Consider the following 22,634-nt stretch of genomic DNA (forward strand, 5'->3'; position numbering starts at 1 on the left):
GAGCGATTAGGTAGCGGATAGATTCCGGCTATCCGCTACCCTTTTCAGGCCTCTGACCTGCGCGGTAGCGGAGGTAGCGGAAGTAGCGGACTCTCAGGGGTAGGGGGGCAGTACCGCGCCCACGCGTCGTGCAGATCGGACGCGTAGTAGCCCTTCATCACGCTGCCGCCGGTCTTGATGTTCCGCGCCGCGATGGGCTTGTTGTCCACGGTCATGTACTCGCGCAGCATCCGCGACAACCCCCGCGCATCGAGCGGCCGGCCGCTCATGTCCGCCCACGGCGCCTCATCGAGGCTGTGGAGGCGGTCGAGGACGGCGACAGTGGGCAAGCGGTCGATGCCGTTGAAAACGTAGTCCCGCAGATCGGTGAGCAGCCGAATCCCGATGCTGCCCTTGTCCCCGTCCTTCGCCGCGTTGACCAGTTCCACACACGCCGCACGAGCCCGAGCCGGCCAGGCACCTCCGGCCGCGTCGGCGATGGCGATGAGCGGTTCCCACACATCGGCCGGCCGGTCCGTGACTTCCGGCGGCAGCTCCGGGAAGACCCCGTCCACCAGGTGGCTCACGGTCTGCGCCCAGTTGGCGAGGCGGTCACGCAGTGCGTTACCTTCCTTCTCGTGGATGCGCTGCCGGTAGGGCTCCACTCGTTCGTTCCGGGCGCGGCGGCGCATGCGGATGATGACCGAGCGGGTCAGGATCGTGTCGGGGAGGGAGCCGAGGCCGGCCATGGCCACGGCGCAGTAGGAGGGGAACTCCTGTACCTGCTGATTCGCGCCGTCGCCGACGCACCGCCACATGCCCACCCCGCGCCGGTGCCCGGCGTTCAGGAATCCGCGGAGCGGTTCGTTGTCCCCTGCCTTGGGGCCGAAGACGGTGTCGATCTCGTCGAAGAGCACTGTGGGCCGGGTCTCCAGCGTGGACACGGCGCGGAAGAGCACCGATGCGGAGGCGTTCGCCGCCACGAGCGGCTTGGGCACGAGAGTTTCGACGATCTCTAGCGCTCGGGACTTTCCCGAGCCCGGTTCCGGGGAGAGGAAGGCGATGCGCGGGGTGGCGTCGAAGCAGTCGAGCAGGTGCGCGTGCGCGTCCCACAGCGTCACCGCGACGTAGGCGGCATCGAGGGGGAAGACGTTGAACCGGCGGTGAAAGGCCTCCACCTCGTCGAGCAGCGCGGCCCCGTTGATACCCGGGGCGGTTTTCTCGGGCGCGGTCATGCGGCGGCCCTCCCTTCCTGCGGGGTGCGGAGCGGGCACACGAGTCGGTGCTCCATGTGGTCGGAGGTGAGTTGCTGGACTTTCGGGCGGCCGACGGCGCTGCGGTCCCAACCGCACGCGCACCGGGAAGTGGCGGTGGGAACCGCGCCGCGGGATGCGCTGATGTGCAGCCACGCGACGATGAACCGGCCGTCACCCGGGTGCGGGTCAGGGCGAACAACAGAGGGGACGCCTGCCGGCCCGCACGCGGCCGCCGGAACCACAGCGAGCCCGGCAGCAGGCGGACGGTTGGCCGTGCGGCGACGGCTCTTCAGGGGGGAGCGGGGAGGGGTGTTCATGCCGTCCTCCGCTGCGAGTTGTGCGCGATGGACCAGTTCAGGCCGCTGCGCACGGTCGAGCGGCACTGGCGCTCCGACAGGCCGGTGCACTCCCCTGCCGACTGAAGAGCCTCCTCCACCACGTCGCGCGGAAGGTCGCCCCATGCGACGAACCGCCCCAGGGCCCGCGCTCCCGCCAGCAGCGTGGCGTCGCGCTCGCCGTGCCGTGCGTCCCGCACCGTCGCCGTTTCCGCCCGCAAGGCTGCTGTGGCGTAGCGAGAGGCCCGGGACGATGCGGGAACAGCCATCAGTCCCCGCGATGGTTGACGGGGCGCCAGAAGGCTGTGCAGCCATTCGGGGAGCGGGGCGGGCGGCATGGGATTGACCGGGGTGTAGGGGCCGGTGGGGGTGATGCTCCCCGCGGCGACGACGTAGCCGCCCCATGCACGGGTGTCGATGAGCTTGCCGAGCCTGCCCGCGGTGTTCGCGAGGCGGGCCCCGGCCGGGGCAGTGAAGTACAGGTGCACTCCACCGCTCGCAGTCCGCACCGTGTGCGTGGCCGGAACGGGCTGCCCGGCGCGCTCGCAGAGCGCACGAAAGGTCGTCACGCCGCAAGGCGTGTCCGCACTGCTCTTGCTCCTGCGCTTGGGCATGTCGAGATCCACCACGAGCAGCCCGGACGGGCCGGTAGCGATACCGACGTTGAACGGGAGGGAAGCCCAGGCGCGGCGGATGCGGTCCGGGTCGATGGTCGCCCGGTCTTCCCACTTGCGGTGACCGCCCGCGCAGTCCCCGATCCCAGGGCACACCGCCTCTCCGTGCAGGGCGGGGCGCTTGTCGTGGGGACGGAGAGGGAAGACGTGCCAGCCGCGTTCAGCGGCAGTCAGCGCGGCCACGAGCGGCGCCGATGGCGGGTGATGCGTCATGCTGGAGACCTCCATAGGTCTGTTGAGGACTGGGAGAACCGAGGCGGCCCCGTGTCATTGGCGTGAGAGGGGGCCGCCTCGGGCGTAGCTACTCGCAGGTGCAGTCCCGGGCGGCGGAGCTGCCGTCCGCGCCGCATCCGCAGCAGTGGGGATACGGGCAGGGGTCGGCGTCGTCCGTGGGCGCGCACAGCTCGCAGTCGATGAGGTCGTCTTCTTCCATGGGTCAGTACTCCTTCGTGATCTCGGTGGCGGGAAGTTCGGGCAGTCCGGCACGCGTGAGCTGTGCAGGGTCGAAGCCGGGCAGTGCAGCGCGTGCGGTGAGCGCCTGGGCGAGGGCTTCGGCGTAGGCGGCGCCGGATCGGGCTACTTCGATCTGTGCGCCGGCGCGGAGTGCTTCCACCCGTTCGACGTGGCCGTGTTCCTCGCGCCGTGTGGCGGTCTGCCGCTGGTGGGTGAGGGTGGCGAGGCGGTCGGCGCGCCACAGGCGGGCGGCGAAGCAGTAGGCGATGACGGTGGCCAGCGCCCACAGCAGGAGGGGCAGGGAGAGGCCGTCGGCGTATCCGGCGACTCCGGTCAGGGCGAGCCCGCCGGAGATGGCGAACGCGGCGGCGGCGAGCGGTCCGTCTCCGGCACGAGCCAGGAAGGCGCCGGCCGCACCGGATCCGGCAGCCAGCACGGTCATGAGGGCAGCGTTGCCGATGCTGTGTTCGGCCCCGTTCGCGTTCCAGATCCGGGCCAGGAACAGCACCGTGGATGTGGTGATGGCGGGCAGGGCGAGGTTGAGCGTGCTGCGGGCGAGGATCGGTTCGTTCACGGCTGCCTCCTAGAGATTCCCGATGGCGTCGATGACAGCCGCGGACAGCTCGTTCACGGGGCCGGACGCGCCCGTGGAGGCCAGGTAGAACCCGAACATCGCAGCGATGAATGCCGAGCCGTAGCCGAGGGTCTTGGAGCGCAGCAGGAAGAACAGGACCAGCCCGAACAGGGCGACGAGGGAAACGGTCACGGCCACGGCCGGACCTCCTTTCGAGTCAGGGGCGGGTGCCGGCGCGGTAGGTTGCGGCCCACAGGTTGTAGAGGTGCCGGCCGACGCGTATGCGCTTGCCGGTGGCCTTGCAGCGGCGGCAGTCGTGGCCGCGCTTGAGGCGGCCCTTGCGGTCGGTCTTCATCTCGAAGCCCCAGCCTCGGCACTTGCGGCAGGGCCCGAACGGCGACGCGGCACACAAGCCGCTGTAACCGACAGTGACGGCGAGTAGGCAGGCGATAGCGAACAGGGCAGGGGTCATGACGGGCCCTCCCAGGCGGGTTTCAGGGGTTTTCGCAGGTGGGCCGCTATGCGCTAGCGGCCTGATCAGACAGCGTTTCGGGTGCTATCGGGGCTGCTATCGATAGCAGGTGCCGGCGCTATCGATAGCGGCCCCGGATGGTCAGCCCGCGTCCCGCTTGCCGTCACGCTCCGCGACCGTGGCGGTGATGTCGGCGCGCTTGATGCCACGCTTGTTGACGAACTTCCCGTCGATGCGGCGGCCCACCTGCCCGGCCGCGATGCCGTACGGCTTGAGCATCGCGGTCAGGTGCGCGGTCTGCTCCTCGCCGCTCATGTCGGCCCACTCCCCGTACAGTTCGGGCCGCAGCTCCGCCAGGCGCTCCACCACGGTCTCGTTCCAGACCTTCGCTTCCTTCTCGGGGATCACCGCGAGGATGTCCGCTAGCAGGGTGGTCGAGGTGGTGGCGGTGGGTTCGAAGGCTTCTCCGAGCGCGTGCCCGGACAGCGTCCCTGCCGTCTCGCGCAGCGCGCGGGCCCGCAGGCCGATGGCTTCGGCGGCGGGGGCGTCGATGTTGGACGCGGCGACGATCCGGGCGTCGGCGCCTTCACCCATGAAGTAGTGAATGCCCTTGTCCGCCCAACTGAACATCGTGGCCCGCACCCCGCGCCGGTAGGAGGAGGTGCCGAGGACCATGTCGTTCTCCAACTGGCCCATGACCTTGAGGCAGAAACGGGCCGACGCGTTCGCGCTGATGCCGGTGGGCAGGGACTTGGCGTCCGGGCGCTGGGTGGCGAGCAGGAGCACGATGCCGGTGGCCGGCCCGCGCTTGACCAGGTCGGTGCAGATCTGTTCCAGCTCCTTGCCGTAATCGGGGTGCTCGAACCACTTCTGGCACTCGTCGACCCCGACCACGATCGGGTGCAGCCCCAGCGACTTCTTGTCCGCCAGCACACTGGTCACCTTGGACTCAGGGCAGATGTCCCGCGGCAGAGAGCGGATCATCTTCGCCCGCCGGCGCAGCTCCTCTTGCAGCTCCCGCATGTCCGCGAGCGCGTACTCGATGTCCTCGTCGTCTTCACCGGCCCGGTGCCGGTGGGAGACCGCCTCGCCGACGGGGTCGAGGTCGCCGGTGCCCTTGAGGTCGTAGGTGTGCAGCTCAGCCCGCACATCCAATGCGGCGATGAGCAGCAGCAGACGCAGGAGGAAGGTCTTGCCCATGCGGGGGATCGCGCCGATCACGGCCGCGATGTACATGAGCGTGATCTCCACCCAGCGGCCGCGCTGGTCGGTGCCGAACGCGACCGGCTTGAACAGGTCCACTGTCCCGGACTTGGCCAGCGGCCAGGCAGGCTTTGCCGCGGTGGACATGTCCTGGTCGCCGACCCACAGCACCAGCCGCCCGGTGTGCTCATGGCTCACCGCCTCCGGCCACACACAGCCCAGCGGCCGGCGCAACCCCGAGGCGAGGCGTTCCCGCCGCTCGATGATGTCCGTGACCGTGACGCCGTACGGCAGGTTGCCTTCCGCGCGCCAGCCGGGACCGTCGCGGGTGATCGGGGCGGTGAACTCGAACCCGTCCTTCCCCTTGCCCTGCGCCTGGTTGATCGCCGGAATGCCCAGCGCGCCCAGCGCTCGCAGCACGATGTCGCTGGTGAGCTTGACCGCCTTCGGCATCTCCACCGCGCGGTGAATGACCGGGGCATCGGCCTGCCGGCCGTTGAACCCCAGCGCCATCACCAGCGCGGACACCGACACCAGTTGCAGCCACCCCGGGGCCAGGACGTAGATGGCCAGCGCAGCACCCATCCCGACGAACATCGCCAGCACGCTGATCAGCGTCCGGAGCCGTACCCGTCCGTCGCGCTGCCGGGACAGCTTCAGGTACTCGGCAGCATCCTCGCGCCGCACGGCCGCGAGGCGGACCGGCTCACCCTCACGGTCGGCCACCCACCGCAGCGTGCCGCCGATGAACTTGGCGGCACCTGCCGGGGACTGGAGCGTGAGGCGGGCGGCGTAGACCGGCGAACGGAGCGCGTGATACCCGGCCGCATGCGCGTAGTGCCGGGCCACCCAGGTTGCGGCGGTCTTCAGCTCAGCGGCCGACCGCAGCCACACCGGGATGACGTCCCGACGACGCGCGCCCATCAGCCGACCGAGATAGCCCGGACCGGCCGCGGTCGCGGTCGGCTGGTCGACCATCACCCGTGCGTCCGGGTCTGCCGACTCGTCACCCCGCTGGTCGGTGAGTTGGTCGGGTGCAGGGTTGGCCGACTCGGTCCGGGCGGATCGGGCCTTGCCCAAGTCGACTACCTCCGCACCCGAGTCGGGTTCCATGTCGGCTTCGAGTCGGTTGAAGAGTTCGTTCTCGTCGTCGTGATTCACTGAACGTCCCTCCCTGGGACACGGGGTTGGAAGGGGCCCGGACGGCGCTTTCGACGGCCGACCGTCCGGGCCCCGGTGAGCGAAGCCGTACGGGTCACGCGGTGGGGCGGGGCAGTGCGCGGCAGGTCTCGGGGTGCGCCTGCGCCCAGCCCTTGAGCTGGTGCATCCCGCACGCGGGGTTGTCGTACGTCTCGTCGCAGCCCTGGCAGACGGACGCGTGGCGGTCCGGGTAGTTCGCACTCGGCTGCGGGATCACGTCGACGGTGGCCCCGACGATGGTCGGGAACCGGTACAGCACGTTGGCGGGCCAAGCGGTCTTGCCGATCACAGCGAATCTCCTTGCGCGGATGAGGTGTTCAGGCGGCGCGCTGTTCGGGAAAGGCACAGGGCACGCACGTGCCGAGCGAGGTCGGGATGCAGTACCCGGCGTCCAGTTGGCAGACGGGGCAGGTGCGGCGGGCGAGCATCGCCAGAGCGAGCGCGCCCCACTTCCGCGACGTCATCGGCCGAACCGGCTTCGCGCGGTCGATCCGGTAGAGGTAGGCGACCTGGACCCCGGACTTGCGGCCCCGGCGGCGGCGCATGACCTGCGCGGCGATCGGCTGCCCACCGGGCCGTAGGCCACGGGCCCGGAGCTGACGGCGGGTAGCGTGCCCGACCGGCGCGTACTGCCACGGGTACGTCGGGATGCCATAGGTGGTGCCGGTCGGGTCGAAGCACTTGCCGAACGTCGGCGACATCAGGCCGCTACCGCCTCAGCGGCTACGTCCATCTGACGAGAATCGGTAACGGCGTTCCCCGCGGCCCGCTCGGTCTTGAGCGTGTCGCGGATCATGCGCGCGTTTGCCGCGGACACCCGCACCGTGGTGCGGATCCGGTCCGCCGTCAGCTCCGTATCCGACCAGCCCGCGGTGAGTTCGCGCGCCGCGGCCAGCATCTCGGCCGGAGTGCGCGTGGCCTTGCCCTTCGGCTTGGCTTGACGGGGCCGCCGCGGCTTCGGCTTCGGGTCTCCCGCCAGGTCGGGCTCGCGCTCCGGATCGGCCGGCACACCCGCGGGGGCCAGTTCTCCGAGCTTGAGCAGTACCTGTGTGCGCTGCGGGGTGTGCTTGCGCCACCGTCGCCCGTAGGTCTCGCGCAGCTCGGCACGCGCCAACTGCCGTTCCTTCTCCCGCTCCAGCGCCACCGCGTAGGAGGTGATCTCCCACAGCGTCATCCGCCGCCACAGAGCGAACGTGGAGGGGAAGGCCAGCAGCCAGCGGCCGAACCGGATCTTGTCCATCCGGCGGCCGGTCACCGCGCCGATGCGGACGGCGTAGATGTGGGCTCCGATTTCGGAGAACACCACCCACAGCAGCGGCATCGTTCCGTGAGCCACCTTCGCCCACATGCCATGCCCGGCCGCGACGTTCAGCCCGCACGTGATCAGCGTCAGCACCCAGGGCACGAACCGCACCCACGCGAGCGCCATATCCATCCGGATCAACAGCAGGTTGGCCACCGTGAACACCGGGATCGCCACATCGATACCGACCGGCAGCATCCACGGCGAGGTGAAGCCCCACTCCAGAGCGGCAGCCGACACGGCATCGAACGACGCCACCAGGCCCAGCGCGCCGACCCCGGCCGCGGAAACCGCACCCAGACCGGCCAGACCCTGTTCCGGGCGGGACAGCGGCGGCACCTGCGGCCGCGCCATCTCGGTCGCGGTGGTCATGCCGCCACCGCCCTGCGGCGCGGCCGACGACGACCGGCAGGCCGCGGCAGCGTGATCACGTTGAACAGTTCCGGGGCGAACGCCTCGATCGCTTCCGCAGCAACCCGGCTGACGTCGTCGGGGAGCTCCGGGTAGGCGGTGAGGATGTCCCGCGCAGCATCAAGACGAGCCGCGCGTTCTTGCTCGGTTTCGCCCTCTACACCCAGCCACAGATCCAGCGGGGTGCCGAGCGCGAGCTCTACGAACTCTGTGGCGGTAACAGCCACATGACCAGCAACGATGTTCTTCATGGGTCGTGATCCCTTCGCAGTGGAACGGCCCGAACAGCGGCCCCGGTGTTCCAGCACCGGGGCCGCGCGCCGTTTGGAGACCAGAGAGCTGCCGGCTCCCCTCAGCCCCGCCCGTACAAGACAGGCGGAGGAGGCAACCGGCCGCAGCACCCGTTGGGCGCTGCGGAACGTTGAGGAATCGACCGGTTGTTCACGGCGCGCCAGCGCTGCTCGCGAACGAGGGATGGAACGGCGCCGCCAATCCGGCCGGCCCGGCGACGCCAAGATTTTTAAGGTGCGCATGAACGCGAACTCCTCTCCGCTCGAACAACAAGGGTTGAGCACTGCAAGGGGGACCGATGTCCCCACCCTCCGGCCGTTGCTCGCGGTCACCGGGCCACCTCGCCAGTCGGGCCGAAGCCCTGATTTCTGGCCTTTAGCGGGATTGCAGCGTCCCCGCCCTGTGCATTCGTGCAGGTCAAACAGGCTGTTCCGGCACTCAGCCCCTTCCGGGGTGAGCGACTCCAACTCTGCCTCAGAGTGCACTATGAGGCAGAGTGCGTCAAGTTTCGTCGCGGAACAAGCAGCGTGGGACGCTGGTTCTACCTCTGCGGCTTAGGCACTATGAGGCAGAGACCGAGACGAGACTTGGGGTGCAGATGGTCGAGTGGACCGGCAAGTTCGCCTATCAACAGGTGGCCGATGACCTGCGGCGCCGTATCGCGGATGGCGAGTTCGCCGACACCGGTCAACTCCCCTCGCTCGCACAGCTCCAGAAGACGTACGAGGTCACAGTGACCGTCGCCCGCGCCGCCATCCGGCAGTTGACGACGGACGGCCTCGCGGTGAGCCACCAGGGCAAGGGTGCCTTCTTGACTCCCGACGCCAGCCGCGCCGCACAGCTCGCCGATCCGGTCGGGACCGTGGCCAAACTGCGCGATGAAGTCGCGCAACTGCGGAGCGAGGTTGGGGAGCTGCAGAGCGAGGTTGGGGAGCTGCGTCAACGCGTCGCAACGCTGGGTGGGAGTTGACCTTCCGGCAAGCCCGGGTGGGCCTTCAATCGTCGCGTCGCGGGGCATCTAAAGCTCCTCGTTCGGTGTGTGCACTACTTCACATCCGCGGCGCGAAAACCTGTATCACGTCCCACTACCCGAGAAAATCCAAGCGCTTTTATACATCCGCTTACACATGCGCTATCACGAATTTCCATAGGCCTAGTCGAGCCGCTACACTCGCGGCTCCGACCAGCTATCTAGGAGGGGCAGATGGCTCGGAAGCACCCGGATTGGAAGCCGGATCTCCTGCGAATGCATCGCGAGGAAATAGGGCTCACCCTGGAAGACACGGGGGAGAAACTGCGTGAAATCGCGGAGCGTCACGGCTTCAATATTGCCGCAAACTTCCAAACAATCTGGGGCCACGAAAAGGGTTCGGTATATCCCGGTCCGCACTACCGCCGGGCATACTGCCGCCTCTATCGTCGCAACGAAGCTCAACTCGGCTTCCGTATGGCCCTGCCCGGAGAGGATGCCCCGGTGGAATCCGTACCGGCGCCCACTTCCGCTGAGCGAAGGCTCCCTGACCAACCGGACGCAGTACGTCAAGCGCTCAGCAGCATTCGCGAAGGTACCGACGGTGTGGACGGCGAGGCTCTGCGCAATCGCGTGGTCGACGCATGGCGTCGCCACACCGCAGGGGGGAGTGCCGACGGCCCTACCGTGATGCTCGTCGGAGGGTATGCAGGGTCGGGGAAGTCGGAGTTCGCAAAGTTCCTCGGAGGGCTCACCGGCTGGCCCATCCTGGACAAGGACTCGTTGACGCGTCCGCTGGTGGACCAACTCTTGGTCGCACTGGGCGGAGAGGCTCACGACCGGAGTTCGGCGCTTTACCGAGAAAAGGTTCGACCGCTCGAATACCGATGCCTCATGGAAGCCGCATGGGACAATGTGGATTGCGGAATTTCAACGATCCTGGACGCTCCATTCATCTCCGAATTCTCCCAAGTCGAATGGATGCAGCGCTTCCAAAACCGCTGCCGATCAAAGCGTGTATCCGTCGCAACCATATGGGTCGAGTGCGACCCAGAGTCCATGCGCGAGTATATGGAGTTCCGCGGAGCGGCACGTGACGCCTGGAAGATGGAATCCTGGGACGAATACGTGTCGGGACTCGACCTGAAGATGCGCCCGCAGGGCCCGCACTTCGTCGTCGACAACCGGCTTGGCGCCGCTGTGGCCTTGGTCGACGAAGCCCGCGACGTACTGAGCGGTGGCGGACTATGAGCCCTTCCGGCGTGATCCTCTACGGCCCTCCCGGATCCGGCAAAGACACGATCACAGCCGAACTGTCCGCTCTGCGGCCGGAGTTCGCACTGTTTCGCCGGCTTAAGGCGGGCCCCGGGCGGACCACGGGGTATCGACTCACGACAGCCGAGCACATTGAGGAACTGGCACAGGCCGGACAGGTCCTGTACCACAACAGCCGGTACGACGCGCAGTACGCCATCGACCGAGGCGAGGTTTCCGCGCTTGTCGACTCGGGGCGTATCCCGGTCCTCCACATGGGTCAGGTCGCCGGAGCCCGTGCGGTCGCGGCCCACCCGATCCACTGGGTGCGGGTACTCCTGTGGTGCCCCGCAGACGTGACGCGTCTTCGCTGCCGTGGCCGCGAAGACAAGGACTTGGACACCCGGCTCAAGGTCTGGCACGAGACCCGGCAGGATCTCTTGGACCATGCCGCAGAGCCCTGGTCACTCGTCATCCGAACCGATCAGCTCAGCGCGGCTCAGGCAGCACAGGCCATCGACGAAGCGCGGTTGGCCGACGCGCCTGCCGAAGTGCGCGATATCCGGGGGCTCGTCGGATGACAGTCGTCGGAGTTTTGCACCCGGGGAGCATGGGCGCCGCGATGGCAGCACAGGCCAGGCTCAGCGGGGCGGAGGTTCTGTGGTGCCCGACCGGGCGCAGCTCTGCGACGAGAAATCGAGCCCTCAGGTACGGACTGTCCGCAGCTAGCGAACTGCGAGAGCTGGTGGACACGGCCGACGTCATCCTCAGCATCTGTCCGCCGGCGCATGCGGAGGACATAGCGGTGGAGGTCGCGGCTCAAGGATTCGCGGGTATCTACGTGGACGGCAACGCCATTTCTCCGGGCACGATGGCGCGTGTATGCGCTATCGCGGCCCGGGGCGGCGCGACGGTCGTAGACGGTTCCATCATCGGCTCGCCTCCGTCCGACTCGAAGTCTCCCCGCCTCTATCTGTCAGGGCCGGAAGATGCACTGGCTTCTGTGGCATCGCTCTTCACGGGGTCGGCGGTTCACGCGCACGCACTCTCCGGCGGAATCGGCCGCGCCTCGGCGCTAAAGCTGTCCTACAGCAGCTACCAGAAGACGAGCCGGGTACTCGCCGCGGTCTCGTATGCCCTTGCCAGTGACTACGGTGTGGAGGAAGAGCTATTCCACATCGCGCAGGGTCGCACTACCAGCTACCTCGCCGATACCGACTACATCCCGAAAGTGGCCGCGCGGTCATGGCGCTGGGGCCCCGAGATGCTGGAGGTGGCGGATGCCTTGCGCGAAAGCGGGCTTCCGGCCTGTCTGGCTGAAGCATCGGCCGCAATTATGAGCCGATGGAACGAATCCAAAGATTCGTCCCTCAGTACCCACGATGCACTCAGGCACCTACACGAGGGCCAACATGGCACTTCTACCTCTGCCAGAGATAGAAGATGAACGCCATCCCAATACCGAGACCCCAGAAGAACGCTTTGGCTTGCGCCCCCTTGTCAACGATGAGACGCGGTCGCGGCGGTGTCACAGTGGCTTCAATTCGCTCAGCCGCCCCGCTAAGAGCGACTCCGATGTGCTCGATTCGACCAAAGGGCCGGTCCGAACCCTGGAGCCGCTCGATCTCGCCGGTCAAGGCTCGCAGTTCGTCGACGCTCTTCGTTAGCCTTTCTAGATTTACTAGGCCCGCTTCGAATCTGGTTACGACCTTGGAAAAGTCGTCAGGCTGCAGATGATCGGACACCTTCGCCAGGTTGTCTGCGGCCCGCGATATCTGCCCGGCCACATCCTCGTTAATCCGGCGTGAAGCCTCCCACAAGGAGTGCGCGACGTCCTCGTTGATGTGGCGTGAAGCCTCCCACAAGGAGCGAGCCACATCCTCGTTGATGCTCCGAGCCGCCATCATAAGTTGACTGGCGGTGTCCGGAGAGATAGTGCCCTCGCGAAGTGACTTACGGAGTAGCGCGCCAAGTGCAGGCGCGTCCTTGGATATATGCCCCAAGTAGGCCTTTGTCTTCGCGTCGAGTGCCTCGATGCGAATGACGCCATTATTGTCGCGTCCCACGAAGGCGCCGGACCCGTGGTTGTGCTGCTCGACAACTTCCGCGTCGGAGCCGCTCGGTTCCTGTTCTTTCGTCACCGCTACCCCGCGCTGCCAGGTCCGATACTGCCGTGATTGTCGCCCCCGACGAACGTGCCGCTGCCGTAGTTGTGCTGAGACCCGATGTTGACCGTCTTGTTGGGGGGAGCCGCGGAGGCCAGGGCCTCAATGTCTGGACGGGTCTCGGAGTGGGCCGCAAGGGCTGCGGTGAGTAGGCCTGCCCAACGCGCGGTTGCTTCAGCCTGATTGATCCTTTGTTGGGACAGGGCTGAAGAGGTATCGACCAGGGCCTGTACCGCCTCTGCCTCGCTGCTCGCGCCCCCGTGCCGGAAGATCGCAGCGATCCTGGCGCGTACGGCGTCGAGACGTCCCTGGGCAAGGTAGGCAATAACGCTACTGGCCGCACCGGTGGCGACAGCGATGGCTGCTTCATCGAGCATGACGTAAGGGCCCTCCCCGGCAATGCCTGCATGCACCGTGTCACTGACGGATCGATGCTCCCCTCAGACCAGGGCGTCAACCCACCCCTTCGCAATCAACTGATGCTTTCCTCAGTCGAGTTGGCCCATTTGACTACCTAGACGGCTTAAATCAATCGGTGGCTAGACGGACCTCCAGTCGACGCCCGAATCACCGCGATTGCCTCCGCTGCAACACGCACCACAAGGTGGGAGTCGAAAGAGTCCCCGGTCCGCTCACGACCGCCGGATACCAGCACTGTACGAAGCCCCGCCGCGCGGCCCCCTGCTATGTCCGTCGCAGGGTTGTCCCCGACCATCCACCCGCCGGCGCTCAGGCTCATACCGCACAGTGCGGCGGCAGCGTCGAAGTGCTCACGCGCTGGCTTCCTGGCTCCGACCTCCTCGGACACGCAAATACCGTCGAAGTGCAGCGCGAGTCCGGAAGCCGCGAGCTTGGCCCGTTGGATGTCCCCCGCGCCGTTCGTCGCGATGCCGAGTGTCCACCCTTCAGCGCGCAGCACCTCAAGGCCCTCCAGTACCCCTGGGGAGCAGCGAACCGACCGAGCGATGCCGTCGACGTACTCGCGCCATAGGTCGCCCGGGTCGTCGCTGAGCCCGAGTGCATCCCGCAGATGGACGAAGTCTGCCGGGTAGGCCCGCTGCCGGAGCCGCTCGCAGATGACGGACTGCGCGGCCGCGGGCAGTCGCCGCGACCGCACGAAGCCGCGGGCCCAGTCCTCCAAGCCCCCGCATCGGTCAACCAAGGTGTCGTCGAGATCGAAAAGTGCCAGCACACAGCGACGCTACGCCACCGATGGCGGGCGCCTCACGGCCGTTCCAGGAGGCTCCGCGGGGGGCCAAAGAGGGGGCCAACCGCAGCACTTCGCACCGGACCGTCGCGGACAACCACGGACGGAACACAGGCCGCCAGGCCTTGCCATTCGCTCGCCCCACACGGTCAGCTACCTGCGAAATCGCGTTCGGGAAGAAGAGGTCGTGCGTTCTGTGTGGGCGGGCAAGCCACGAAGCGGTGGGACGCCCTCGGTCACGGTCTCGGCTCCGCCCGGGTGTAGCCGCGATCACGCCAGTCGAACCCACTCGGAAACCTCAACTCTTCCTCTGGATCGCCTTCTTCGGGGCATCCCTCCCACCGCCGACGGACATCATGCCGCCATGAGCGACGAGCAACCCGCCACCGGTCGGCGCCCCTGGTGGATCTGGGCCGCAGCAGCGGCCGGCGCCATCCTCTTCATCGCCGCCCTCATCTGGGGGCCTTGGTGGATGGAAAGACGCCACCTCCACACCAAGAACGGCGACCTTGTGCCCTCCGCAGGAATCATCGTCACTGGCTTCCGTACCATGCTCATCGCCATCGCCGCCGGCGTATTCACCGGGGTCGGCCTCTGGTACACACACCGCAGCCATCACCACGCCGAAAGACTCTACGAACACAGCCAAGAACAGTTCCACCACGCACGCAAGAAGGACCGGGAACAAGCCGACCTCACCCGCGAAGGCCAAGTCACCGAACGCTACGTTGAGGCGGTCAAGCTACTGAGCAGCGACAACCTCACACAACAGCTCGGCGGCATCTACGCTCTCGAACGAGTCATGAAAGACAGTGCGCGAGACCATCCCACCGTCGTCGAGGTACTCTCCGCCTTCATCCAGACCAAACTCGAAGAGACCGGCGACGGCTATCCCATTCCCAAGGACGATAGTCTCGGTGCCGACCTAGGCCCGCCTTGCAAGCGTCACCACAACAGGCTCCCACGGCTGAACCAAGAGGTCAGCGCAGCGCTCAAAGTACTCACGCGGCGGCCTGACGAACAACGGCAGAGTGTGCCAACAGACCTCTCATACTGCCGACTATGCGACTACGACCTCACGGGGATCGACCTGCGCTGGGCGAATCTCCATCATGCTGACCTGAAAGGTGCATGCCTTCAAGGCGCATCTCTACAGAACGCTCAACTCACCTTTGCCGACCTGCGGTACTCAGACATCAGCGATGCCCAACTGGCCGGAGCTCTCTTAGCCTTCGCCGACCTCGACGGAGCATTGCTGAGGAGAACCAACCTGCGAGACGCCAAGCGCGTCAAGGCGAGAACGCTGATCTACACCTACCTCTATCGCGATACGAAACTGCCGATTGATCTCAACGCGGAGGACATCAGAATCAGCGCCCGCATCCAAGCCTGCGAGATTGAATTGGCAGACTCGCGGAACGAGCGGTCGCACTGACCCAGCTGCTCCTCTACATCGCGGACAACCGCGGGAACGGAGGCAGCAGCACCCCGTCGGAGGGCAAGTGGCATGCCTCCCTCGGACTCTGTGCGCGGTATGCGATAGAGATTGCCTCCACGCTGAGGTAGCCGCAGAGAACGCACAGGTCAGACCCTGTCTCTTGGCGGGCAGCGGCATGCCCTCCGGAGCCGTGTGCGCAGGTTCGAATCCTGCCGGGGGCACCTTGGATCAGGTGCCCAAAGACCCCGCCATCAGCGCTTTCGCTGAGAGCGGGGTCTTCTTGCGTGTGCAGGCGTATGTCGCCCACAGCAGCCCTATGTCGAGTCCTATGGACGAGGCGTGGACGGGATCTTGAGGCATCGCCGCAGGTGAGCCCCAGGAAACAGGAGGGTCTCTGGACAGCTGAGGGCCTGACACTCGGGACACCCTGAAAAGGGCGCGCACATGGCGACGTGGTGGTCACCCCCAGCAGCCCCAGGACGCCCGCAGTGTGTCGCCCCCGACCTCGATGGGCGGCTTCGTGGTCATGGCGCAGCCTTCGCACCGCGACCCAACCGCGCTGCGAAGGCTGTGAGGGCAAAAACAGTCCCCGGTAGTGCTGCACGTGTCCTGGAGCTTCAGTCGTCACTGTCACTTCGGTATCGCGCCGGCTTGCCGGGGGCCTGGACCACATCCTGTCCAAGGCACTCCGCCGACTAGACGTCCTCATCGACTTTGTGACTCTTTCGGTGTTATGGCTTATTAACCAGATTAGGCAGCCTATCTGCCGAGTCAATAGGCTTTGGGAAAAGTTTCCGAATCGATCATCGGAAGCGTTCCGACGGTGGGCTGAGGACTACTACGAGGTCCCGGTCGACGTGGAGACCGCTCGTCACGTCTTCTCCTCGCGTCCTCCGGGCCGATGAAGGCGCCCGCGCGTTGATTTCGGAGATCGTCCTGGCAGACCTTGCGAAGGACATTACGGAGATCGACTACCCGATACGCTGAGACGTGGAGTAACGACGAGGCCCCCGGAATCGACCTGATACCAGGGGACTCGGAGGCGGTCAGGGGTGTCTACTCGTACTCGCGCAGCAGGTCCTCGATACGCCGGTTGGCGACGTCCTGCCGTCCGTCGAGGCACTTCGCGTAGCGGGTCAGCAGCACGCCGGCGGAAGCGCCCAGGCCTCCTGCCAGATGCGCGAGTACGTCGAGCGGCTCGTTCCGCAACTCCCCGCATCAGGCAGGACGCGGGAAGAGCCGACCGTCCTTGGGCTGCCCCGGACACCTTCCAGTGGGACCGGAGCATCGCAGCGGGTAGGCGACGATCTCGGTACGGCCCACCAGTGCCTGGCTCCCGTGCTCTCAGTCCTCGACTCGCGAAGCCTCCGGGGCTGGCTTATCGGTACCTGAACGCCGGAACAGCCGCAGAACGCGAAGCACGAACGCCCAACTCCCCCAGACATGGCCCGCATTGGTCTAGGCCAGCACCCCCCTCCCCCAGTAGTCTCGCCCCCAGCCAGTGGCACACCATCCCCCACCCAGGTTGCGTGCTGGCGCGGGCGACCCCCTACCCCCACGCACCACTCTGCCCAGCAGCCGGGTGAACTCCCCATGCGCCGCCTCAGGAGGGTCACGGTGAACGTTCGCACCCGAAGCTCCGCGATTATCGGCACCATCTGTCTTGTTGCATCCCTCGCCTTGTCCACCGCTTCCGCCGACGAGTCCGGCGCGACGCCGAAAGCCCCTTCCAAGGCGGCCGCGGTCGCTCTCAAGCACGTTGCCACCGCCAAGAATCCGTCCGCCGGTGCCGCCGGGCCCGGTGGGAGTGTGTGGATTGCCGAGCGGGCCGGGACCGTACGGGTTCTGGACAGCAGGGGGCTCGGCGCGCCCGTGCTCGACATTTCCAAGGAGACCACCGTCGACGGGGAACGCGGGCTGCTCGGTATCGCGTTCGACAAGCGGTTCTGGTACTTCTACATCTCGTACACGGACCTCGAAGGCACCAGCACCATCGACGAGTTCGCCGTGCGGAACGGCAGCATTCAGAAGAACACCCGGCGCACCGTCCTCACCCAGACGCAGCCGTACGCGAATCACAATGGCGGGGACATCAAGGTCGGCCCCGACGGCTACCTCTACATCGCCTTCGGCGACGGGGGTTCGGGCGGGGACCCGCATGGCAACGGGCAGAACCTCGACACCCTGCTCGGCAAGATCGTGCGGATCGACCCGAGGGGTGCGAAGCCGTACGCGATCCCGGCGGACAATCCCTTCGTGGGTGACCCGAACGCCAAGGACGAGATCTGGGCGTACGGGCTGCGCAACCCGTGGCGGTTCTCCTTCGATGCCGGGACCGGCGACATGCTCATCGGCGATGTCGGCCAGAGCGACTGGGAGGAGATCGACTGGGCCTCGGCGGGCAGCAAGGGTGGCGAGAACTACGGCTGGTCCGAGATGGAGGGCACCCATCCCTTCCGCGGTGGAACCGAGCCGGCGAACCATGTGCCGCCCGTTCACGAGTACGGCCGTAACGGGTTGGGCTGCTCCGTGACCGGTGGGTTCGTCTACCGCGGCAAGGCGATCCCGGCCCTGAAGGGGCAGTACCTGTTCAGCGACTACTGCGACGGCACCGTCCGCGCCCTGCAGATGAAGGACGGCAAGGTGACCGGCGAGAGCGACCTCGGCGTCAGCGGCGGTGAGGTCATCTCCTTCGTGCAGGACGGCTGCGGTGAGCTGTACGTCCTCGACATCGGCGGCAGCATCCACCGCCTCGACCCTGCGTAAACGGGTCCGAAAGGGTCCGGCTGCGCAGCGCCGGTGGGGGTTCCGCCCCCGCCGGCGCTGCGCCCGAACGGGTGACGCGCGCGGCGTTCGGCCTCACCGGCACCTGCGGCAGGGAACCACTCCTCCCGTACGAGGCCTCGTGCGCACCGAACTCGAAGGGACGAGCTTGTGACCACCAGAGTGAGCATCGACAGCAACACGTGCATCGGGTCGGGCATGTGTGCCTTGACCGCCCCCAGCATCTTCACCCAGGATGACGACGGGTACGGGGTCGTCCTGGCCGGCCGCGAGGGCGGGGAGGGCGACTCGCTGCTGAAGGAAGCTGCTCGTAGCTGCCCCGTGCAGGCCGTCACCATCACCGACTGAGGTGCGGGCAGCCGGCCGTTGATGCCGTGGGACGCCGGGCGTGGAATACGGGGTGGTGCCGACCCGGCGCCCGGCCCCGACGCCCACCCCCATTGGGCTCAGCGGCCAGCCGTCAGCACAGCCGTCGTCACAGGAGCCCGTCATGCCCTCGGACAGATCGGACCGACCGGCGGGCACGCGCCATCTCACCTACGCTCCCGCCGGCGCTACCTGTCCCGGGGACGGCAGCTGGACCGCGGGAATACCCGGCTACCGCCGCTTTGAACGGACCGTGGTCGTCGGGCACGGGGACAGCGACTGGCGCGCCGCCTCCGATGCCGTGCTGCGCTGGGGCATCAAGCGCCGTAGCGGCTTCCGCGTCACTCCGCTCGCGGGCGCCGGTGAGCGGGTCGTCGAGGGGGCCGAGTACCGGATCACGGCGGCGTGGGGGCCGGCGGCCGTTCATGAGCCGGTGCGGGTGGTCGCCGTCGTCGACACCGCCGACAGGTGCGGCTTCGCCTACGGCACGCTGCCCGGCCATCCGGTGTCCGGAGAGGAGTCCTTCGTGGTGGGCCGCGACCCCGACGGGCGGGTCACTCTGACGCTGCGGTCGCTGACCGGCCGGGCTCCCGCGGGTCCGTGGCGGACCGTTTTCCCGGTGCTTCTGCTCGCGCAGCGCTGGTACCGGCGCCGGTATCTGCGCGCCCTCCTGCACCCCGCGTCGAAGCAGGACTGAAAAGACCGATCCAGCCCTGGCCTCCTCATGACCAGAGCCGGCAGTCCTCCACGGAGATCTCCGCCACCGCTTCGTTCTCCACCTGCTCGAGATCCGCGATGTAGGGGGGAACGTCGGGCAGCGGTGTGCAGAAGGTGACATTGGCGGTGAGGAGCGCGTCCTCGGTGTCGGCGAAGGACAGGGAGACGTATCCCTTCACCCCGCTGTCCCCGAACTCCTTCTCCGCCGCGCGCAGACAGGCGCAGATGTACGCCAGGCAGCGTCGCAGCAGGAGGGGCGTGTGCTCGTGAGCAGCGGTGGGGAGGTCGTAGTCGGTCATTCCCCGGCCGTTGACCGTGGTTTCCTCCGCGAGCCGGTCGAAGTATTCGGCCGGGCCCTCCGGACGCAGATCGGTCGGCACACGGGCCCCACCGGCCGTCGTGGACCATCCGCGTTCCGCGACCTCGCGGAACAGGGGAGGGATGTCCCGGGACCCCAGGTCCGTGAGGTCTGTTTCCTCCAGGAGTGCTTTCATTCGGGAATTGCTTCGCACATCTGTCCTTCGCCGAGTCGCACTGCACCTGCGGTCACGGCGCCCAGCGCGCCCGTGGCGGAGACGAGCCGACCGCGGGTGTCGTAGGTCCAGCGGGTGGTGCCGCCCGCCGGGCGGCCGGTGTAGATGTTCTCGCGGAACGGGTTGGCGACCCGGGGGCCCGGATCGTGGACGCGGATGCGCGGCGTCGGGGGCGCCCTCCGTTGCTGATGGTCCGTCAGTTTCCCTGGCGCGGGGTACCACGCTGCCCGGGAACGTCAGGTGCCCGCTCTCACCGGGGCGTCACCGCGGTCGCCGACCGAGTTGTCCGACGCGGACTCGGGGATCGGGCGGTCCTCGCGCAGCGCGTCCCACACCTCGTGGGAGGCCTTCTTCAGCGGTACGACGCGGCCCGGGTCCTTGGGGTCGTACGTCACGGGCAGGGTGACCATGTGCATCCGGTCGGGCTTGATGCCCTTGAGGTCCTTCGCGAGGCCGAGCAGCTTCGTCGCGGATGCCAGGTCCGAGTCCGCGCTGACCGTGCGGGTCGCGGTGTCGGCCAGGTCGTAGAGCTTCGTGGGGTCGCTCGCCAGGCCGATGGAGTCGACGCGTTGCAACAGCGCCTTGATGAACGTCTGCTGGAGCTGGATGCGGCCGAGGTCGCTGCCGTCGCTCACGCCGTGACGGGTCCGTACGAGTTCCAGCGCCTGCTCGCCCTTGAGCGTGTGCTTGCCTGCGGGCAGGGACAGATGGCTGCTGTCGTCCTTGATGGCCTTGCTGGTCGTGACGTTCACACCGCCGAGCTCGTCGATGAGCTTGGTGAAACCCTTGAAGTCGACTTCGAGGTAGTGGTCCATGCGGACGCCGGACATCTTCTCCACCGTCTTCACGGTGCAGGCCGGTCCGCCCACCTGGTAGGACTCGTTGAACATCGCCCGGTGTTCGGCCGGGGCCGTGCCGCCGCCGGGCTCGGCGCACGCGGGCCGCTCCACGACAGTGTCGCGCGGAACACTGACGACACTCGCCTTCTTGTGGGACTTGTCGACATGCAGCACCATCGCCGTGTCCGACCGGGCGCCGGTGACGCCCGAGCCGTACTGGCCGTGGGTGCCCGCTCGTGAGTCGGAGCCGAGCAGCAGGATGTTCATCGAGCCGTCGCGCTGCTCGCCGGGGCGGTCCTTGCCCAGGGCCGCGTTGATGTCGGTGCCCTGGATGTTGCCGTTGAGCTGCGAGTAGAGGTAGGCCAGGCCGCCGCCTCCGACTGCCACGACACCGAGGGCGGTCCAGGCGGCGATCCGCAGTGACCTCCGCCGAGCCCGGTGTCGTGCCCTGCCCCGAGAGCGGTACACCCTGCCCGGTCCGTAGGGCTCCGGCGTGGGGGCGCCTGGCCCGGATGGCTGGTGCGGTTCTCCGCTCTCGTGCGGCATGCCTGTCCGTCCGTCCTTCGCCGGCCGGGCCTCGCCGGCCGGCCGTCGTTCGTCGGGTGGCGCTGCCCGGGTGTTCCGGCAGTCGCCACCGGCCTTCGTTCACTGTCAGGCGGTCACGGGTCTTCGTTCACCGTCAGGCGTTCACCGTCAGGCGTTCACGGCCCTTCGTTCACCGTCAGGCGTTCACCGGCAGTGGTGTGCCGGTGGTCGCTCGTGCGGCGGGTGCGGCTGCGCCCGTGGCTCGGCTGACTCAGTACGCGGAGTCGACGTTGTCGATCGAGCCGTACTTGTCGGCGGCGTAGTTGGCGGCCGCGGTGATGTTGGCGACCGGGTCGGTCAGGTCGTGCGGGGTGCCGGTGACGTGGTAGGCGTCGAACGTCGGCTGGATGACCTGCAGCAGGCCCTTGGACGGCGTGCCGTTCTGGGCGTTGATGTCCCAGCCGTTCTCGGCCTTCGGGTCACCGCCGGACTCCCGCATGATGTTGCGGTGCAGGCCCTCGTAGCTGCCGGGGATGTCCTTGGCCTTCATGATGGCCAGCGACTCCTTGATCCAGCCGTCGAGGTTGTTCGCGTACGTCTTCTTCTTCGCCGTGGTCTTCTTGGCCGCGTGGGCGTCGGACTTGGCGTCCGCCTTGGCCTTGACCGAGGCGACGGAGGCGGTGGACGCGCTCGCGGAGACCGGCTCGGCGGCGTGGGCGGCCGAGGGCATCATCGTGAGCGCGGCTGCCGCGGCACCGGCGGTGGCTATGCCCGCGACCGAGAGCTTGCGAAGGCGGGCGATACGGCCGGTGCTGGACTTCATGTGCGTGGTCATGCGGATGTACCTCTCCATGGGGGACGTGCGGGGAGGCCGACCGGGGGGTCGGTACGGCTGGAGCGGAGTCGGACTCCGCAGCGTGGGCCGGTGCGGTCGGACGGGCGGGTTTCGCCCGGTCCGGCACTCGGCTCCCCGGAACGTCAGCCATGGTTAACGGCGCTCTGCGGTGGACGCAAAGATGTGACGTACTACCGAACTACGCAGATATGTCCCGTGTGAGATCGAGCGGGGGTCGCCTGCGGTCGAGAGCGCGGGACGCCGCCACTACCGCGCTTAGTAAGTGACGTGGGTCCTATGGGGCGCCTCACAGGTGGCGAGCAATTTGGGATGGTTTGGGGTGGGGTGGAATGCACCAGGTGACGGGATGGGTGCGCTGAGTGCGCATACAGGGGCGGGAGGGGGCGTGGGCAGGCATGCGCGGGACCTGCGGGGCGCGGACCCGGGGGGTGCTTTTCGCGGGGCGGGCGGGTGCACGCGCGCTGCCTGCGGGAGCGACGGTGCTTCGCCCGGAGTACGGGACGGGTGCCTCGCGGGGCATGCGGCGGCAGGTGCCCGGGGCGCCGCGCGGCGCGTACGGGCGCGGGCTTCGCCCGGCGGGCGGCTACCGCGACTGGCGCGGCTGCCGCGTGAACACCGCGACACTGCTGAGTGGCGGCGCCGGCGTCAGGGCGAGGGTCCCGTCGTCCTGGAGGGTGACGGCGTACTCCTGCGCCGTGTACTCGTCCGCGGGCCGCGGGCTCCGCATGTCCGCGTCCTCCGTCTCACGGCAGTAGCCGTGGACGAGCGGGCCCCGTTCCGGGCGTTGCTCCTCACGAACCGGCGGGGCCAGGCTGCACCGCAACGGCCC

General features: G+C 67.7%; 27 protein-coding genes. 8 read left to right on the top strand and 19 right to left on the bottom strand.

The window, feature by feature from the left end; genetic code table 11:
• Positions 1-44: 44 nt before the first annotated feature.
• From ABTX78_RS14775 to ABTX78_RS14825, 11 genes are all read right to left on the bottom strand, one after another.
• Positions 45-1,214, bottom strand: coding sequence for a DUF3631 domain-containing protein (locus tag ABTX78_RS14775; RefSeq protein WP_352207175.1), 1,170 nt, complete (start codon positions 1,212-1,214; stop codon positions 45-47).
• Positions 1,215-1,548: 334 nt separating this feature from the next.
• The gene (locus ABTX78_RS14780) at positions 1,549-2,457 is read right to left on the bottom strand and encodes a bifunctional DNA primase/polymerase (protein WP_352207176.1); all 909 of its coding nucleotides are present in this window, start codon (positions 2,455-2,457) and stop codon (positions 1,549-1,551) included.
• An 88-nt stretch (positions 2,458-2,545) separates the two neighbouring features.
• On the bottom strand, positions 2,546-2,677 hold the full coding sequence (locus ABTX78_RS14785) for a hypothetical protein (protein WP_352207177.1): 132 nt from the start codon (positions 2,675-2,677) through the stop codon (positions 2,546-2,548).
• A 3-nt stretch (positions 2,678-2,680) separates the two neighbouring features.
• On the bottom strand, positions 2,681-3,271 hold the full coding sequence (locus ABTX78_RS14790) for a hypothetical protein (RefSeq protein WP_352207178.1): 591 nt from the start codon (positions 3,269-3,271) through the stop codon (positions 2,681-2,683).
• Between the two features lie 9 nt (positions 3,272-3,280).
• On the bottom strand, positions 3,281-3,469 hold the full coding sequence (locus ABTX78_RS14795) for a hypothetical protein (protein ID WP_352207179.1): 189 nt from the start codon (positions 3,467-3,469) through the stop codon (positions 3,281-3,283).
• 19 nt (positions 3,470-3,488) lie between these two features.
• Complete coding sequence (locus tag ABTX78_RS14800) at positions 3,489-3,743, bottom strand: hypothetical protein (RefSeq protein ID WP_352207180.1); 255 nt, start codon at positions 3,741-3,743, stop codon at positions 3,489-3,491.
• A gap of 141 nt (positions 3,744-3,884) precedes the next feature.
• Positions 3,885-6,107 (bottom strand): cell division protein FtsK, encoded by a 2,223-nt coding sequence (locus ABTX78_RS14805; protein ID WP_352207181.1) that lies wholly within the window; start codon positions 6,105-6,107, stop codon positions 3,885-3,887.
• Positions 6,108-6,201: 94 nt separating this feature from the next.
• On the bottom strand, positions 6,202-6,435 hold the full coding sequence (locus ABTX78_RS14810) for a hypothetical protein (RefSeq protein WP_352207182.1): 234 nt from the start codon (positions 6,433-6,435) through the stop codon (positions 6,202-6,204).
• 28 nt (positions 6,436-6,463) lie between these two features.
• Positions 6,464-6,847 carry an RRQRL motif-containing zinc-binding protein gene (locus tag ABTX78_RS14815; protein ID WP_352207183.1) on the bottom strand — a complete coding sequence of 128 codons (384 nt, stop codon included), beginning with the start codon at positions 6,845-6,847 and terminating at the stop codon, positions 6,464-6,466.
• Positions 6,847-7,821 (bottom strand): DUF2637 domain-containing protein, encoded by a 975-nt coding sequence (locus ABTX78_RS14820; RefSeq protein ID WP_352207184.1) that lies wholly within the window; start codon positions 7,819-7,821, stop codon positions 6,847-6,849. The genes ABTX78_RS14815 and ABTX78_RS14820 overlap by 1 nt, the downstream gene beginning before the upstream one ends.
• On the bottom strand, positions 7,818-8,111 hold the full coding sequence (locus ABTX78_RS14825; RefSeq protein ID WP_352207185.1) for a hypothetical protein: 294 nt from the start codon (positions 8,109-8,111) through the stop codon (positions 7,818-7,820). The genes ABTX78_RS14820 and ABTX78_RS14825 overlap by 4 nt, the downstream gene beginning before the upstream one ends.
• A gap of 638 nt (positions 8,112-8,749) precedes the next feature.
• Here ABTX78_RS14825 and ABTX78_RS14830 point away from each other — a divergent pair.
• The 4 genes from ABTX78_RS14830 to ABTX78_RS14845 all read left to right on the top strand — a co-directional run bounded on the left by ABTX78_RS14830 (position 8,750) and on the right by ABTX78_RS14845 (position 11,822).
• On the top strand, positions 8,750-9,121 hold the full coding sequence (locus ABTX78_RS14830; protein ID WP_352207283.1) for a GntR family transcriptional regulator: 372 nt from the start codon (positions 8,750-8,752) through the stop codon (positions 9,119-9,121).
• Positions 9,122-9,355: 234 nt separating this feature from the next.
• On the top strand, positions 9,356-10,372 hold the full coding sequence (locus ABTX78_RS14835; protein ID WP_352207186.1) for a P-loop nucleotide/nucleoside kinase family protein: 1,017 nt from the start codon (positions 9,356-9,358) through the stop codon (positions 10,370-10,372).
• Positions 10,369-10,956, top strand: a complete 588-nt coding sequence (locus tag ABTX78_RS14840; RefSeq protein WP_352207187.1) for a guanylate kinase — start codon at positions 10,369-10,371, stop codon at positions 10,954-10,956. Before ABTX78_RS14835 ends, ABTX78_RS14840 begins: the two co-directional genes overlap by 4 nt.
• Complete coding sequence (locus ABTX78_RS14845) at positions 10,953-11,822, top strand: NAD(P)-dependent oxidoreductase (RefSeq protein WP_352207188.1); 870 nt, start codon at positions 10,953-10,955, stop codon at positions 11,820-11,822. Before ABTX78_RS14840 ends, ABTX78_RS14845 begins: the two co-directional genes overlap by 4 nt.
• Here the strand turns inward: ABTX78_RS14845 and ABTX78_RS14850 are convergent.
• The 3 genes from ABTX78_RS14850 to ABTX78_RS14860 form a co-directional block, all read right to left on the bottom strand.
• On the bottom strand, positions 11,797-12,516 hold the full coding sequence (locus tag ABTX78_RS14850; RefSeq protein ID WP_352207189.1) for a hypothetical protein: 720 nt from the start codon (positions 12,514-12,516) through the stop codon (positions 11,797-11,799). The genes ABTX78_RS14845 and ABTX78_RS14850 overlap by 26 nt on opposite strands.
• 2 nt (positions 12,517-12,518) lie before the next feature.
• Positions 12,519-12,917 (bottom strand): hypothetical protein, encoded by a 399-nt coding sequence (locus tag ABTX78_RS14855; protein WP_352207190.1) that lies wholly within the window; start codon positions 12,915-12,917, stop codon positions 12,519-12,521.
• 146 nt (positions 12,918-13,063) lie between these two features.
• Complete coding sequence (locus ABTX78_RS14860; protein WP_352207191.1) at positions 13,064-13,732, bottom strand: HAD family hydrolase; 669 nt, start codon at positions 13,730-13,732, stop codon at positions 13,064-13,066.
• Between the two features lie 379 nt (positions 13,733-14,111).
• Between ABTX78_RS14860 and ABTX78_RS14865 the strand changes: the two genes are divergently transcribed.
• Entirely contained in the window at positions 14,112-15,182 is a 1,071-nt protein-coding gene (locus ABTX78_RS14865) for a pentapeptide repeat-containing protein (RefSeq protein WP_352207192.1), read from the top strand.
• Positions 15,183-16,241: 1,059 nt separating this feature from the next.
• On the opposite strand, the gene ABTX78_RS14870 is transcribed toward ABTX78_RS14865, so the two are convergent.
• Positions 16,242-16,394: a hypothetical protein gene (locus tag ABTX78_RS14870; protein ID WP_352207193.1), complete on the bottom strand. Its 153-nt coding sequence runs from the start codon at positions 16,392-16,394 to the stop codon at positions 16,242-16,244.
• 408 nt (positions 16,395-16,802) lie between these two features.
• Between ABTX78_RS14870 and ABTX78_RS14875 the strand changes: the two genes are divergently transcribed.
• The 3 genes from ABTX78_RS14875 to ABTX78_RS14885 all read left to right on the top strand — a co-directional run bounded on the left by ABTX78_RS14875 (position 16,803) and on the right by ABTX78_RS14885 (position 19,032).
• A complete protein-coding gene (locus ABTX78_RS14875; protein WP_352207194.1) occupies positions 16,803-17,951 on the top strand; it encodes a PQQ-dependent sugar dehydrogenase in 1,149 nt (382 codons plus the stop codon).
• A gap of 168 nt (positions 17,952-18,119) precedes the next feature.
• A complete protein-coding gene (locus ABTX78_RS14880) occupies positions 18,120-18,317 on the top strand; it encodes a ferredoxin (protein ID WP_352207195.1) in 198 nt (65 codons plus the stop codon).
• Positions 18,318-18,459: 142 nt separating this feature from the next.
• Positions 18,460-19,032: a DUF1990 domain-containing protein gene (locus tag ABTX78_RS14885; RefSeq protein ID WP_352207196.1), complete on the top strand. Its 573-nt coding sequence runs from the start codon at positions 18,460-18,462 to the stop codon at positions 19,030-19,032.
• 25 nt (positions 19,033-19,057) lie between these two features.
• Here the strand turns inward: ABTX78_RS14885 and ABTX78_RS14890 are convergent, their stop codons facing one another.
• The 4 genes from ABTX78_RS14890 to ABTX78_RS14910 form a co-directional block, all read right to left on the bottom strand.
• Positions 19,058-19,546 (bottom strand): hypothetical protein, encoded by a 489-nt coding sequence (locus ABTX78_RS14890; protein ID WP_352207197.1) that lies wholly within the window; start codon positions 19,544-19,546, stop codon positions 19,058-19,060.
• Positions 19,547-19,821: 275 nt separating this feature from the next.
• Positions 19,822-20,970, bottom strand: a complete 1,149-nt coding sequence (locus ABTX78_RS14900; RefSeq protein WP_352207198.1) for an LCP family protein — start codon at positions 20,968-20,970, stop codon at positions 19,822-19,824.
• A gap of 250 nt (positions 20,971-21,220) precedes the next feature.
• On the bottom strand, positions 21,221-21,784 hold the full coding sequence (locus tag ABTX78_RS14905; RefSeq protein WP_352207199.1) for a transglycosylase SLT domain-containing protein: 564 nt from the start codon (positions 21,782-21,784) through the stop codon (positions 21,221-21,223).
• Between the two features lie 604 nt (positions 21,785-22,388).
• Positions 22,389-22,532: a hypothetical protein gene (locus ABTX78_RS14910; RefSeq protein ID WP_352207200.1), complete on the bottom strand. Its 144-nt coding sequence runs from the start codon at positions 22,530-22,532 to the stop codon at positions 22,389-22,391.
• Positions 22,533-22,634 lie beyond the last annotated feature (102 nt).

The organism is Streptomyces sp. NPDC096193 (assembly GCF_040302905.1).
Taxonomy (GTDB): Bacteria; Actinomycetota; Actinomycetes; order Streptomycetales; family Streptomycetaceae; genus Streptomyces.

Excerpts from the sequence above, each read along its gene's own strand:
- ABTX78_RS14775 (WP_352207175.1), bottom strand. The coding sequence starts at position 1,214 with ATGACCGCGCCCGAGAAAACCGCCCCGGGTATCAACGGGGCCGCGCTG.
- ABTX78_RS14780 (WP_352207176.1), bottom strand. The coding sequence starts at position 2,457 with ATGACGCATCACCCGCCATCGGCGCCGCTCGTGGCCGCGCTGACTGCC.
- ABTX78_RS14785 (WP_352207177.1), bottom strand. The coding sequence starts at position 2,677 with ATGGAAGAAGACGACCTCATCGACTGCGAGCTGTGCGCGCCCACGGAC.
- ABTX78_RS14800 (WP_352207180.1), bottom strand. The coding sequence starts at position 3,743 with ATGACCCCTGCCCTGTTCGCTATCGCCTGCCTACTCGCCGTCACTGTC.
- ABTX78_RS14815 (WP_352207183.1), bottom strand. The coding sequence starts at position 6,847 with ATGTCGCCGACGTTCGGCAAGTGCTTCGACCCGACCGGCACCACCTAT.
- ABTX78_RS14820 (WP_352207184.1), bottom strand. The coding sequence starts at position 7,821 with ATGACCACCGCGACCGAGATGGCGCGGCCGCAGGTGCCGCCGCTGTCC.
- ABTX78_RS14825 (WP_352207185.1), bottom strand. The coding sequence starts at position 8,111 with ATGAAGAACATCGTTGCTGGTCATGTGGCTGTTACCGCCACAGAGTTC.
- ABTX78_RS14830 (WP_352207283.1), top strand. The coding sequence starts at position 8,750 with ATGGTCGAGTGGACCGGCAAGTTCGCCTATCAACAGGTGGCCGATGAC.
- ABTX78_RS14835 (WP_352207186.1), top strand. The coding sequence starts at position 9,356 with ATGGCTCGGAAGCACCCGGATTGGAAGCCGGATCTCCTGCGAATGCAT.
- ABTX78_RS14840 (WP_352207187.1), top strand. The coding sequence starts at position 10,369 with ATGAGCCCTTCCGGCGTGATCCTCTACGGCCCTCCCGGATCCGGCAAA.
- ABTX78_RS14845 (WP_352207188.1), top strand. The coding sequence starts at position 10,953 with ATGACAGTCGTCGGAGTTTTGCACCCGGGGAGCATGGGCGCCGCGATG.
- ABTX78_RS14855 (WP_352207190.1), bottom strand. The coding sequence starts at position 12,917 with ATGCTCGATGAAGCAGCCATCGCTGTCGCCACCGGTGCGGCCAGTAGC.
- ABTX78_RS14865 (WP_352207192.1), top strand. The coding sequence starts at position 14,112 with ATGAGCGACGAGCAACCCGCCACCGGTCGGCGCCCCTGGTGGATCTGG.
- ABTX78_RS14885 (WP_352207196.1), top strand. The coding sequence starts at position 18,460 with ATGCCCTCGGACAGATCGGACCGACCGGCGGGCACGCGCCATCTCACC.
- ABTX78_RS14890 (WP_352207197.1), bottom strand. The coding sequence starts at position 19,546 with ATGAAAGCACTCCTGGAGGAAACAGACCTCACGGACCTGGGGTCCCGG.
- ABTX78_RS14900 (WP_352207198.1), bottom strand. The coding sequence starts at position 20,970 with ATGCCGCACGAGAGCGGAGAACCGCACCAGCCATCCGGGCCAGGCGCC.
- ABTX78_RS14905 (WP_352207199.1), bottom strand. The coding sequence starts at position 21,784 with ATGACCACGCACATGAAGTCCAGCACCGGCCGTATCGCCCGCCTTCGC.
- ABTX78_RS14910 (WP_352207200.1), bottom strand. The coding sequence starts at position 22,532 with ATGCGGAGCCCGCGGCCCGCGGACGAGTACACGGCGCAGGAGTACGCC.